Genomic DNA, 12,828 nt, shown 5'->3' on the forward strand with positions numbered 1-12,828 from the left:
CGCCGCCTCGACCACGTCGTTCAGTTCACCCTCGGGCACGGGGCGGGTGCCCAGCAGGGACCGGGCCTCCGCCGGACCGGTGAGCAGGGCGAGGACTCCCCGGGGCGCGGCCCACCGGCCTCTGCGCGCCGGGCGCGCGCCCGGCGCATCAGAATCCCGTCAATACGGACCCCGCGCCCGGCCCTGACCCCATATGCCGGAAATTCTCGGGGTAGCTTCGACATCGGCTCCCCGTATCTGCGGCAGCCGGTACAGAGAAGACAATGGGGCCATGGCACGCGGCAAGCTTCGGATCTACCTGGGTGCGGCACCCGGCGTCGGCAAGACGTACGCGATGCTGGCCGAGGCCCACCGCCGGGTGGAGCGCGGCACGGACTGTGTCGTCGCGTTCGTGGAGCACCACGGCCGGCCGCGCACCGAGGTGCTGCTGCACGGCCTGGAGCAGATCCGCCGCCGCGACATCGAACACCGCTCGGCCGTCTTCGCGGAGATGGACGTCGACGCCGTCCTCGAACGGGCGCCGGCCGTCGCGCTCGTGGACGAACTGGCCCACACCAATGTGCCCGGCTCCCGCAACGCCAAGCGCTGGCAGGACGTCGAGGAGCTCCTCAAGGCCGGCATCGACGTGGTGTCCACCGTCAACATCCAGCACCTGGAGTCCCTCGGCGACGTCGTGGAGTCGATAACCGGCGTACGGCAGCAGGAGACCATCCCCGACGAGGTCGCCCGGCGGGCCGACCAGATCGAGCTCGTCGACATGTCGCCCCAGGCGCTGCGCCGCCGCATGGCCCACGGCAACATCTACCAGTCCGACAAGGTCGACGCGGCCCTGTCCAACTACTTCCGCCCCGGCAACCTCACCGCCCTGCGTGAGCTGGCACTCCTCTGGGTCGCCGACCGCGTCGACGAGTACCTCCAGCAGTACCGGGGCGAGCACGACATCAGCGCCCCCTGGCAGGCCCGGGAGCGCATCGTCGTCGGCCTGACCGGCGGCCCCGAGGGCCGTACGCTCATCCGCCGCGCCTCCCGGATGGCCGCCAAGGGCTCCGGCAGCGAGATCCTCGCGGTCTACATCGCGCGCAGCGACGGGCTGACCTCCGCCTCGCCCAAGGAGCTCGCGGTCCAGCGCACCCTCGTGGAGGACCTCGGGGGCACCTTCCACCACGTCATAGGCGACGACATACCCTCAGCGCTCCTGGCGTTCGCCCGGGGCGTCAACGCGACCCAGATCGTCCTCGGGTCCAGCCGCCGCAAGACCTGGCAGTACATCTACGGCCCCGGGGTCGGGGCCACCGTCGCCCGCGAGTCGGGCCCCGACCTCGACGTGCACATCGTCACGCACGAAGAGGTGGCCAAGGGGCGCGGACTGCCCATCGCGCGGGGGGCCCGTCTGAGCCGCACCCGGATCGTCTCGGGCTGGCTGGCGGGTGTCGGCGGTCCGTCCGTTCTGACCCTGCTCCTGCACGGTCTGGAGGACGGGCCGGGCCTCGCCAACGACGTCCTGCTCTTCCTCTTCATGACCGTCACCGCCGCGCTGCTCGGGGGACTGGCCCCCGCACTCGCCTCGGCGGCGGCGGGCTCCCTGCTTCTGAACTACTGGTTCACCCCTCCCACCCACACCCTGACCGTGCAGGACCCGGAGAACTTCGTCGCCATCGTGATCTTCTTCGCGGTGGCGGTCGCGGTCGCGTCGGTCGTCGACCTGGCGGCCCGCCGTACCCACCAGGCGGCCCGGCTGCGAGCGGAGTCGGAGATCCTCTCCGCCCTGGCCGGCAGCGTGCTGCGGGGCGAGACGGCCCTGGACGCCCTGCTGGACCGGGTCCGCGAGACCTTCGCCATGGAATCCGTCGCGCTCCTGGAGCGCCGGAGCGACGTCGATCCCTGGACCTGCGCAGGGTCCGTCGGCCCCGCCCCGGTGGCCCGGCCGGACGACGCGGACGTGGACATGCCCGTCGGTGACCACATGGCGCTGGCGCTCTCGGGCCGGGTGCTGCCGGCCGAGGACCGCCGGGTTCTCGGCGCCTTCGCCGCACAGGCGGCCGTCGTGCTCGACCGGCAGCGTCTGGTGGGGGAGGCGGAGGCGGCCAGACGGCTCGCCGAGGGCAACCGGATCAGGACCGCGCTGCTCGCAGCCGTCAGCCATGACCTGCGGACCCCTCTGGCGGCCATCAAGGCCGCTGTGAGCTCGCTGCGCTCCGACGACGTCGCCTGGTCCGACGAGGACGAGGCGGAGCTCCTGGCCGCCATCGAGGACGGCGCCGACAGGCTGGACCACCTGGTGGGCAACCTGCTCGACATGTCGCGCCTGCAGACCGGCACGGTCACCCCGCTGATCCGCGAGATCGACCTCGACGAGGTCGTCCCGATGGCGCTCGGCGGCGTACCGGAGGGCAGCGTCGACCTGGACATCCCCGAGACGCTGCCCATGGTCGCGGTCGACCCCGGGCTGCTGGAACGGGCCGTCGCCAACATCGTCGAGAACGCCGTCAAGTACAGCTCCGGACGGGAACGCGTCACCGTGGCCGCCAGCTCCCTGGGCGCACGCGTCGAGCTCCGGGTGGTGGACCGTGGCCGTGGGGTCCCCGACGAGGCCAAGGAACGCATATTCGAACCGTTCCAGCGGTACGGTGACGCTCCACGCGGCGCCGGGGTCGGCCTCGGGCTCGCGGTCGCCCGCGGATTCGTGGAGTCCATGGGCGGCACCCTGGACGCCGAGGACACCCCCGGAGGCGGACTCACCATGGTCCTCACCCTCACCGCCGCGCCAGGACAGGTACGGGCCGGTCCCGTACCGCCCGCGCACCTCACCACATGAGATCCCCGGGGCGCATCCCCGCCCCGTACACGTATTCCGGAAAGGCAGGTCCGCGATGACCCGGGTGCTCGTGGTCGACGACGAGCCGCAGATCGTACGCGCGCTCGTGATCAACCTGAAGGCGCGCAGGTACGAGGTCGACGCGGCGCCTGACGGGGCGACCGCCCTGCAGCTCGCGGCGGCGCGTCACCCCGACGTCGTCGTCCTCGACCTCGGGCTGCCGGACATGGACGGCGTCGAGGTGATCAAGGGCCTGCGCGGCTGGACCCGGGTGCCGATCCTCGTGCTCTCGGCCCGGCACACCTCCGACGAGAAGGTCGAGGCCCTGGACGCCGGGGCCGACGACTACGTCACCAAGCCGTTCGGCATGGACGAGCTGCTGGCCCGGCTCCGCGCCGCCGTCCGCCGGGCGGAACCGGTCGGCCAGGACGGCGGCGACGACCAGGTGATCGTCGAGACCGAGGGGTTCACCGTGGACCTGGCGGCGAAGAAGGTCCACCGTGAGGGCCGCGACGTACGGCTCACGCCCACTGAGTGGCACCTGCTGGAGGTCCTCGTCCGCAACGCCGGGCGGCTCGTCAGCCAGAAGCAGCTGCTCCAGGAGGTCTGGGGCCCCTCCTACGGCACCGAGACCAACTATCTGCGGGTCTACATGGCGCAGCTGCGCCGCAAGCTGGAGACGGATCCCTCGCACCCCCGGCACTTCGTGACCGAGCCGGGCATGGGCTACCGCTTCGAGCGGGGACGACCTGTTCCGGAGTGACCAGGATCCCTCGTTCGGGTGACACCCACGCGGGCCAGCCCGTGGGTCGGGAGACCGGTACCCTTCGGGTATGAGCGCTGTTCCCCGATCCGGGAAGTCCGGCAGGACGGAGAAGCCGTCCGGCCGCTTCCGCCGCATGCTCGACCGGCTGTCCAGCTCCCAGGAGGACCTCGAGTCCGAGGAGCTGCAGGAGGACACGCACGCGTCGGGCTGCACGCGCATCTCCGAGTGCGCGGACCGCCAGATCGTCAAGGTCACTGGTACCTTGCGGACCGTCACCCTTCGCCCGCGGGCCGGAGTGCCCGCCCTGGAGGCGGAGATCTTCGACGGAACCGCCCCGCTCGACGTGGTCTGGCTGGGCCGGCGCTCCATCGTCGGCATCGAACCGGGCCGCAAGCTCATCGTGTCGGGCCGCGTGGCCATGAGCCACGGGCGCCGGGTGCTGTTCAACCCCACATACGAACTCCGACCGCTCGGCAAGGAGTAGCCGGTGACGTCTCTCGACAAGCCGACGTCCGATACGGACCAGCCCCACCGCACCGAACAGCAGGAAGCCGACGCGAAGGCGGTCACGGAAGCCGCGCTCTCCGAGGCTTTCGGAGGCATGCGCGGCATGGTGGAGACAGTCCTGCCCGGGCTGCTCTTCGTCACGATCTTCACCATCAACAAGAACCTGACGGCCTCGGCCGTCGCCGCCGTCGCGGTCTCCCTGGCCCTCGTCGTCGTACGGATCATCCGCAAGGACACCGTCAAGCACGCCTTCAGCGGTGTCTTCGGCGTGGGCTTCGGCGTGCTCTTCGCGCTGATGACGGACAACGCCAAGGCCTTCTACCTGCCGGGCATGCTCTACACGCTCGGGCTCGCCGTCGCGTACCTCGTCACGACCCTCGCGGGGGTGCCGCTGATCGGGCTGATCCTCGGCCCGGTCTTCAAGGAGAACCTCTCCTGGCGCACCAGGAACCCGGGCCGCAAGAAGGCGTACGCCAAGGCCAGCTACGCATGGGGCCTGATCCTGCTCGCCAAGTGCGCGATCCTCTTCCCGCTGTACTGGTGGGCCGACACCACCCAGCTCGGCTGGGTGCTGGTCGCGCTCAAGATCCCGCCGTTCCTGCTCGCGGTGTATCTGACCTGGGTCTTCCTCGTCAAGGCTCCCCCGCCCATCGACGTCTTCGCGGAGATGGAGGCGGAGGAACAGGCCGAGAAGGCACGCAAGGCGGAACAGAACGCCCGCGCCGCGGAGGCCCGCACCTACGACCTCTGAGGCCGCGCACCTGAGGGCCCCGGACCGTGGAATCGGTCCGGGGCCCTCACGTGCGTACGTCCGCTCTCAGTCCCCGGCCGGCTCGCGGCGGACCGACAGCAGGTCCTCCAGCTGCTCCTCGCGCGCCTGGGCCGCCACGAACAGCAGCTCGTCACCGGCCTCCAGGGTCTCCTCGGGGCTCGGCGTCAGCACCCGCGTGCCGCGGATGATCGTGACGAGGGAGGTGTCCTCGGGCCACGCCACCTCGCTCACCCGGGTGCCGGCCAGCGCCGACTCCGGGGGCAGCGTCAGCTCGACGAGGTTGGCGTCGCCGTGGCTGAAGCGCAGCAGCCGGACGAGATCGCCGACGCTCACCGCCTCCTCGACCAGGGCGGACATCAGACGCGGCGTGGAGACCGCGACATCCACCCCCCAGGACTCGTTGAACAGCCACTCGTTCTTCGGGTTGTTCACCCGGGCGACGACCCTCGGGACGCCGTACTCCGTCTTCGCGAGCAGCGAGACGACCAGGTTGACCTTGTCGTCACCCGTCGCGGCGATCACGACGTTGCACCGCTGGAGCGCCGCCTCGTCGAGCGACGTGATCTCACAGGCGTCCGCGAGCAGCCACTCGGCCATCGGGACCCGCTCCACCGAGATGGCGGTCGGCGCCTTGTCGATCAGCAGCACCTCGTGCCCGTTCTCCAGGAGCTCGGCCGCGATGGAACGGCCCACCGCACCGGCCCCGGCAATCGCGACGCGCATCAGTGACCGCCCTCCTCGGGACCCTCGGCGAAGGCCTCCTCGACCTTCGCGATCTCATCCGTACGCATCATCACGTGGACGAGGTCGCCCTCCTGCAGAACCGTCTGCGACGTGGGCAGTATGGCCTCGCCCAGCCGTGTCAGGAAGGCGACGCGGACGCCCGTCTCCTCCTGCAGCGTGCTGATCTTGTGCCCGATCCACGCCGGCGTCGTGTGCACCTCGGCGAGCTGCACACCGCCGCTCGGGTCGCGCCACAACGGCTCCGCGCCGGACGGCAGCAGCCGCCGCAGCATCTGGTCGGCCGTCCAGCGGACCGTGGCGACCGTGGGGATCCCCAGCCGCTGGTAGACCTCGGCACGCCGCGGGTCGTAGATGCGCGCCGCGACGTTCTCGATGTCGAACATCTCGCGGGCGACCCGGGCGGCGATGATGTTGGAGTTGTCGCCGCTGCTGACCGCCGCGAACGCCCCGGCCTCCTCGATCCCCGCCTCACGCAGGGTGTCCTGGTCGAAGCCGACCCCGCTGACCCTTCTGCCGCCGAATCCGGAACCGAGGCGGCGGAACGCCGTGGGGTCCTGATCGATCACGGCGACCGTGTGCCCCTGCTGCTCCAGGGTCTGCGCGAGAGCGGCTCCGACGCGCCCGCAGCCCATGATGACGATGTGCACCTCGCGTCTACCTCGCCGTCCTGGTCGTCCGGATGACCTGCGAAAACACCCTGCTCACACTTCTCTCTCAGCTTGCGGGGCAACAAGGGGCAACCGCCTTCGGCGCCGCCCGTGGATGAGCTTATGCGGCAGTGCGCGCACCGCCGCATCCGGGCGACGCCCGCACTCCTTCATCCGAGTGTGCGTATCCCCGGGGCCGATGAGCAAAAAGGGGGAGCGGCAGGGGCGCCGGCTTGCCCGGTCCGCAAGGATTTCGTTAAGGAATCCATGGACTTTTCCGGTGAGGGCGGGTAATTATGAAGGTTTTCCGGGTGCCGAGGGGGTGGTGCCTCGGCGGCGTGTCACCACAGCGCTTACGATCCTCACCGTGTCCAAACTGACCGACGTGCCCAAACGGATCCTGATCGGCCGGGCGCTGCGCAGCGACAAGCTGGGGGAGACACTCCTCCCCAAGCGCATCGCGCTCCCCGTCTTCGCATCCGACCCGCTGTCCTCCGTTGCGTACGCACCTGGAGAAGTCCTCCTCGTGCTGTCCATCGCGGGCGTGTCGGCGTACCACTTCAGCCCGTGGATCGCGGTCGCGGTGGTCGTCCTGATGTTCACCGTCGTCGCCTCGTACCGGCAGAACGTGCGCGCCTACCCGAGCGGGGGCGGCGACTACGAGGTCGCCAACACCAACCTCGGCCCCAAGGCCGGCCTGACCGTCGCCAGTGCCCTCCTCGTCGACTACGTGCTCACCGTCGCCGTGTCGATCTCCTCCGGCGTGGAGAACCTCGGCTCCGCGATCCCCTTCGTCGTCGAGCACAAGACGCTCTGCGCCATCGGGGCCATCGTGCTGCTGACTCTGATGAACCTGCGCGGGGTGAAGGAGTCGGGCAAGCTCTTCGCCATCCCGACCTATCTGTTCGTGGTCGGCGTCTTCGCCATGATCCTCTGGGGTGCGTTCCGGGGGCTGGCCCTCGGCGAGACCATGCACGCCCCCACCTCGGACTACGAGATCAGGCCCGAGCACCAGGGGCTCGCCGGATTCGCTCTGGTCTTCCTGCTCCTGCGTGCCTTCTCCTCCGGCTGTGCGGCCCTCACGGGCGTCGAGGCGATCAGCAACGGCGTCCCCGCCTTCCGCAAGCCGAAGAGCAAGAACGCCGCGACCACCCTCGCTGCCATGGGCCTGCTCGCCGTCACCATGTTCTGCGGCATCATCGGCCTCGCCATGGCCACCGACGTGAAGATGGCCGAGAACCCGGCGAAGGACCTGATCCACAACGGCGTCGCCGTCGGCGCGGACTTCGTCCAGGACCCGGTCATCTCCCAGGTCGCCGCAGCGGTCTTCGGCGACGGGACGTTCTTCTTCGTCCTGCTGGCGGCGGCCACCGCCCTCGTGCTCTTCCTCGCCGCGAACACCGCGTACAACGGCTTCCCACTGCTCGGCTCGATCCTCGCCCAGGACCGCTACCTGCCCCGCCAGCTCCACACCCGCGGCGACCGGCTGGCCTTCTCCAACGGCATCGTGCTGCTGGCGGGGGCCGCGATCCTGCTCGTCTGGATCTACGGAGCGGACTCGACGCGGCTCATCCAGCTCTACATCGTCGGCGTCTTCGTCTCCTTCACGCTCAGCCAGACCGGCATGGTGCGGCACTGGAACCGCCATCTGCGTACCGAGAAGGACCCGGCGCAGCGCCGGCGCATGATCCGCTCCCGGGCGATCAACACCTTCGGCGCGTTCTTCACCGGCCTGGTCCTGGTCGTCGTCCTGGCCACCAAGTTCACCCACGGCGCCTGGGTCGCGCTGCTCGGCATGGTGATCTTCTTCGGCACGATGACCGCCATCCGCAAGCACTACGACCGGGTCGCGGAGGAGATCGCCGCGCCGGAGACCCGTCCCGACGACAGCATCCGGCCCTCCCGCGTCCACTCGATCGTCCTGGTCTCCAAGCTCCACCGCCCCACGCTGCGCGCCCTCGCATACGCCAAACTGGTGCGCTCCGACCATCTGGAGGCGCTGTCCATCAGCGTCGACCCGGAGGAGACCAAGGCCCTCAGGGACGACTGGGAACGGCGGGGCATCGACATCCCGCTGAAGATCCTCGACTCGCCCTACCGTGAGGTGACCCGACCCGTCATCGAGTACGTGAAGGGCCTGCGCAAGGACCGTCCGCGCGATGTGATCAGCGTCTACATCCCCGAATACGTGGTCGGCCACTGGTACGAGCACCTGCTGCACAACCAGAGCGCACTGCGGCTGAAGGGGAGGCTCCTCTTCACCCCGGGTGTGATGGTGACCTCGGTGCCGTACCAGCTGGAGTCCTCCGAGGCCGCGAAGGTGCGGGCCAGGAAGCGGGCCGACTGGAACGCCCCGGGCGCGGTCCGCCGCGGACCCGTCGAACGGCGCCATCACAAGGAACCCAGCAACAAGGGCTGACTCCGCGCCCCGCGTGTGGTAAGCGGCCGGCTTCCGTCCACGTAGACTGGTGGGCTGTTGTCCGGCCGTTCGCCGTTTCCTTCTTCCTGACCTCTGGAGCCACCCCCTCATGCAGAACGAATCCACCTCGTCGCAGGCCGGGGAGCCGCAGGCAGAGCCGCTGGAAGAGCCGCAGGCGGAGTCGAAGGCGGGGGAGTCCCTGATCGGCCGGGAGTACGAGGTCGAGGTCGGCCCCGTCGCCCACGGCGGCCACTGCATCGCCCGCACCTCCGAGGGCCAGGTGCTCTTCGTGCGCCACACCCTCCCCGGCGAGAAGGTCGTCGCCCGGGTCACCGAGGGCGAGAGCGACTCACGCTTCCTGCGCGCCGACGCGGTCACCGTCGTCGAGGCGTCCAAGGACCGGGTCGAGGCCCCCTGCCCGTACGCCGGCCCCGGCAAGTGCGGCGGCTGCGACTGGCAGCACGCCAAGCCCGGCGCCCAGCGCCGGCTCAAGGGCGAAGTGATCGCCGAACAGCTCCAGCGCCTCGCGGGCCTCACACCCGAGGAGGCCGGCTGGGACGGCACGGTCATGCCGGCCGAGGGCGACAAGCTTCCGCCCGGCGAGGTCCCGGCGTGGCGCACCCGCGTCCAGTACGCCATCGACCAGGACGGCCTGGCCGGACTCCGCAAGCACCGCTCGCACGAGGTCCAGCCGATCGACCACTGCCTGATCGCCGCCCCCGGGGTCTCCGAGCTCGGCATCGAGAAGCAGGACTGGCCGCAGATGGCCGCGGTGGAGGCCATCTCCGCCACCGGCTCCCACGACCGTCAGGTCATCCTGACCCCGCGGGAGGGCGGACGGCTGCCGCTCGTCGAGCTGGACAAGCCGGTCTCCGTGCTCCGCGTCGAGGAGAAGGACGGCGGAGTCCACCGCGTCCACGGCCGCGCCTTCGTCCGTGAGCGCGCCGACGACCGCACGTACCGCGTCGGCTCGGGCGGCTTCTGGCAGGTGCACCCGCAGGCGGCCGACACGCTGGTCCGCGCGGTCATGCAGGGCCTGCTGCCCCGGAAGAACGACATGGCGCTGGACCTCTACTGCGGTGTCGGCCTGTTCGCCGGCGCCATCGGCCAGCGCATCGGTGAGAAGGGCGCGGTGCTGGGCATCGAGTCCGGCAAGCGCGCGGTCGAGGACGCCCGGCACAACCTGAAGGACCTGGACAGGGTCCGCATCGAGCACGGCAAGGTCGACCAGGTCCTGCCGCGCACAGGCATCACCGAGTGCGACCTGATCGTCCTGGACCCGCCGCGCGCGGGCGCGGGCAAGCAGGTCATCAAGCAGCTCGCGGGGCTGGGCGCGCGCAAGATCGCGTACGTGGCCTGCGACCCGGCGGCGCTGGCGCGCGACATCGCGTACTTCCGGGACGGGGGGTACAAGGTGCGGACGCTGCGGGCGTTCGACCTGTTCCCGATGACCCACCACGTAGAGTGCGTCGCGATCCTGGAACCGGCCGCAAAGGGCTCCTGACCTGCGGTTTTGTGCGTGCGCATTATGTGCGTTGTGGGCGTTACGGGCGATATCTTGACGCTGAAATGACGCTCGTGACGCTCATTTGACGCTCGTTCTGATGGGGTGTCAGGGGGTCGGTGCGGCCCAGACAGCCTCGTCAGCGCGGCTGCGGGACGCCTAAGCAGCGGCTGTGTGCTTGCTGCATGAGCAGCGGCCAGACTCATCGCTCAGGGTCATGCCCACGCGCTGGGTGGATGTCTGCCCTTCGCGGGTTACCTCCCTCCCGGGAGCTTCGCCGCTATTGGGCAGCCCCAGCTGCGTTTCGTGGCAGAGCTAGCCCTTCCGAGCGCGATCACTGGATTTTCCGCTGGTCAGATGCGGAGTCGGCCGTCAGGTGCAAGTTCGGTTCCTTCTCCCGGTGTCAGTCCCGGCCTCTAAGATTCCCTCTGCGGGGGCAGCCCCGTGTTCCTGATCGCGGCGGCAGGGTCACGGCAGGCACAAACGTGCGCAGCAAATACAGGCGGGGAGTCGCATGCTGGAAGGTCGGTGGACGACGGTCACCGAGTCCGAGCACGAGCACGAGCGCCGCGGTCTGGAGGCGATCCGCAGGCGCCTGCCTGACGAGGAGCCGTGGCGCGCTTGGTCGAACTTCACGTTCACCGCGAACAGCGGGCATGTCCGTGAGGTCGATCTTCTGGTGACCGCACCGGCCGGGGTTTTCCTCCTCGAGCTGAAGGACTGGCACGGTTCGGTACACGGCGGCGGCAACGACTGGGTGCAGACCACGCCCGGCGGGACCCAGCGGCGACACGGCAACCCCCTGCACCTAGCGAATCGGAAGGCCAAGGAACTGGCCGGCCTGATCAACGACGTCTCCGGTCGGCCCGGGGACCGGCCGAAGATCTGGGTGGGCGAGGCGGTCTGCTTCACCGATGACAAGCTCCGTGTGAACCTGCCGGCCGCAGATCTGAACGGCGTTTTCACGGTCAAGCAGCTAGTGGAAATGCTGGCCGAGCCGCCGGGTGACGCCCGGCGCCGGATAACGGCTGAGACGTCTCGCCGCGTTGACGGGGCCCTGAAGAAGCTCGGCATCGCACCGATCCGCCGCCAGCATGAGGTGGGCTCCTATCTTCTGGATGCGAAGGCGTTCGACTCCGGGCCCACTTGGGCCGACTACCTGGGCCGTCACTCCCAGCTGCATGATCTGGCGCGAGTGCGGGTCTTCCTCAGGGAGCGCGGTGCTTCGGACGCCGAGCGGCGTTCGGTGGAGCAGGCCGCTGCTCGCGAGGCGCTGGTTCTCAGCCGGTTCCGGCACCCGGGTGCGGTACAGCTGAAGAGTTATCTGCCGTCGGGGCATCCGGCTGGGCCGACGATCCTGTTCGACTACCACCCGGAGACTCTGCGGCTGGATGACTTTCTGGTGCAGCACGGGAAGCAGCTGGACCTGCGGGGTCGCCTTGCGCTCGTACGGCAGCTCGCGGAGACGGTGCGCTCCGCGCACTCCCGCCGTGTCCATCACCGCACCCTGTCGGCGCACGCGGTGCACATTATTCCGCGTGATCGCGGCCCGCGCGGGCGGGAGCTCAGCGAGGAGCAGCGCTGGCTGAGCCCTTGGCCGCAGATCGCGGACTGGCAGATCGCTACAGGCCAGAGCGCCAGCCGTGGCCGGCCACTGACCCTGGCTCCCACAAATGTGTCCGGGTTCCACGTCTCGGAGCAGGCTGATCCGTATCTGGCGCCGGAGCTGAGGATTCCGAAGGCCGATCCGGTGCGTCTCGATGTGTACGGGCTCGGTGTCCTCTCGTATCTGCTGATCACTGGGCAGGCACCAGGCGCAAGCCAGAGCGAGGTCATGGCCCGCCTGGAAGCCGGTGAGAGCCTGCGCCCGAGTGCCTTGGTCGACGGACTCAACCCGGACATCGACGACCTGGTGGAGGCATCCACCGCGTACGAACCGGGCCGGCGCCTGTCTACGGTCGACGACTTCTTGGAGATGCTGGAGTACGTCGAGCAGGCATTCACCGATAAGGACTCCATCGGCCCGGCCGCAGCCGCAGGCACGGGCGGGAACGGCGGGTTGGGATCGGAATCGGACGAGGATCAGGGCGAGCCAGAGAAGGATCCGCTGGAGGCCGTGGCCGGGGACGTACTGGCCGGGCGCTGGGAGGTTGTTCGTCGGCTCGGCACTGGCTCGACCTCTCGGGCGTTCCTGGTGAGGGATCTCGCGGGTGAGCCGCGACGTAGCGGCACCCTGCCGGTGGCTGTGCTGAAGGTCGCGCTGAGCGAGGCCAAGCACGCGGTCCTCGACCGGGAAGCCCAGATCTTGGGCCGCATCCACCGGGATTCCAGCATCATCGCGCTGTACGAGCGGGAGCCGATGACTCTCGCGGGTCGTCGGGTGCTCGCTCTCGAATACGTCGGCGACAGCCGAGAGTTGAAGGACCAGGACCGTGGTGACGGGAAGGGACCGAGGCGACGTGAGGACACCGTCGCCCGTCAACTGCGGGACAACGGTCGCCTGGGCATGGACCAGCTGGAGGCGTACGGGAAGTACCTGTTCGGTGCGGTGGAGCACTTGTAGGGCTTGGTCAGGTCGGACATGGGTGAGCGTGTCCTTTCGGTCGGTGTTGCGTTGACAGGGTGTGACTCCGGATGAGATTGCGGCTGTGCGT

The 12,828-nt window shown here is 69.6% G+C and carries 9 protein-coding genes; 7 read left to right on the forward strand and 2 right to left on the reverse strand.

The window, feature by feature from the left end; all coding sequences use genetic code 11:
- Positions 1–271 precede the first annotated feature (271 nt).
- From ABT001_RS34825 to ABT001_RS34840, 4 genes are all read left to right on the forward strand, one after another.
- Positions 272–2,815 carry a DUF4118 domain-containing protein gene (locus tag ABT001_RS34825; protein ID WP_351285590.1) on the forward strand — a complete coding sequence of 848 codons (2,544 nt, stop codon included), beginning with the start codon at positions 272–274 and terminating at the stop codon, positions 2,813–2,815.
- A 55-nt stretch (positions 2,816–2,870) separates the two neighbouring features.
- Positions 2,871–3,578, forward strand: a complete 708-nt coding sequence (locus tag ABT001_RS34830) for a response regulator (protein WP_351285592.1) — start codon at positions 2,871–2,873, stop codon at positions 3,576–3,578.
- Between the two features lie 70 nt (positions 3,579–3,648).
- On the forward strand, positions 3,649–4,065 hold the full coding sequence (locus tag ABT001_RS34835; RefSeq protein ID WP_351285594.1) for an OB-fold nucleic acid binding domain-containing protein: 417 nt from the start codon (positions 3,649–3,651) through the stop codon (positions 4,063–4,065).
- Positions 4,066–4,068: 3 nt separating this feature from the next.
- Positions 4,069–4,839 carry a DUF3159 domain-containing protein gene (locus ABT001_RS34840; RefSeq protein ID WP_351285596.1) on the forward strand — a complete coding sequence of 257 codons (771 nt, stop codon included), beginning with the start codon at positions 4,069–4,071 and terminating at the stop codon, positions 4,837–4,839.
- A 66-nt stretch (positions 4,840–4,905) separates the two neighbouring features.
- Here the strand turns inward: ABT001_RS34840 and ABT001_RS34845 are convergent, their stop codons facing one another.
- Together ABT001_RS34845 and ABT001_RS34850 are read right to left on the reverse strand one after the other, a co-directional pair.
- Entirely contained in the window at positions 4,906–5,583 is a 678-nt protein-coding gene (locus tag ABT001_RS34845) for a potassium channel family protein (protein WP_351285598.1), read from the reverse strand.
- Positions 5,583–6,251, reverse strand: coding sequence for a potassium channel family protein (locus tag ABT001_RS34850; protein WP_351285600.1), 669 nt, complete (start codon positions 6,249–6,251; stop codon positions 5,583–5,585). Before ABT001_RS34850 ends, ABT001_RS34845 begins: the two co-directional genes overlap by 1 nt.
- A gap of 367 nt (positions 6,252–6,618) precedes the next feature.
- On the opposite strand from ABT001_RS34850, the gene ABT001_RS34855 reads away from it, so the two are divergent.
- The 3 genes from ABT001_RS34855 to ABT001_RS34865 all read left to right on the forward strand — a co-directional run bounded on the left by ABT001_RS34855 (position 6,619) and on the right by ABT001_RS34865 (position 12,737).
- Positions 6,619–8,670, forward strand: a complete 2,052-nt coding sequence (locus ABT001_RS34855) for an APC family permease (RefSeq protein WP_351285602.1) — start codon at positions 6,619–6,621, stop codon at positions 8,668–8,670.
- Positions 8,671–8,779: 109 nt separating this feature from the next.
- Complete coding sequence (locus tag ABT001_RS34860; RefSeq protein ID WP_351285603.1) at positions 8,780–10,174, forward strand: class I SAM-dependent RNA methyltransferase; 1,395 nt, start codon at positions 8,780–8,782, stop codon at positions 10,172–10,174.
- Positions 10,175–10,688: 514 nt separating this feature from the next.
- Positions 10,689–12,737, forward strand: a complete 2,049-nt coding sequence (locus ABT001_RS34865; RefSeq protein WP_351285604.1) for an NERD domain-containing protein — start codon at positions 10,689–10,691, stop codon at positions 12,735–12,737.
- The last annotated feature ends 91 nt before the right edge of the window (positions 12,738–12,828 follow it).

It is taken from the genome of Streptomyces sp. NPDC002793 (genome assembly GCF_040295485.1).
Classification (GTDB): Bacteria; Actinomycetota; Actinomycetes; order Streptomycetales; family Streptomycetaceae; genus Streptomyces.

Coding starts and splice junctions, on each gene's coding strand:
- ABT001_RS34825 (WP_351285590.1), top strand. CDS start 272: ATGGCACGCGGCAAGCTTCGGATCTACCTGGGTGCGGCACCCGGCGTC.
- ABT001_RS34830 (WP_351285592.1), top strand. CDS start 2,871: ATGACCCGGGTGCTCGTGGTCGACGACGAGCCGCAGATCGTACGCGCG.
- ABT001_RS34835 (WP_351285594.1), top strand. CDS start 3,649: ATGAGCGCTGTTCCCCGATCCGGGAAGTCCGGCAGGACGGAGAAGCCG.
- ABT001_RS34845 (WP_351285598.1), bottom strand. CDS start 5,583: ATGCGCGTCGCGATTGCCGGGGCCGGTGCGGTGGGCCGTTCCATCGCG.
- ABT001_RS34860 (WP_351285603.1), top strand. CDS start 8,780: ATGCAGAACGAATCCACCTCGTCGCAGGCCGGGGAGCCGCAGGCAGAG.
- ABT001_RS34865 (WP_351285604.1), top strand. CDS start 10,689: ATGCTGGAAGGTCGGTGGACGACGGTCACCGAGTCCGAGCACGAGCAC.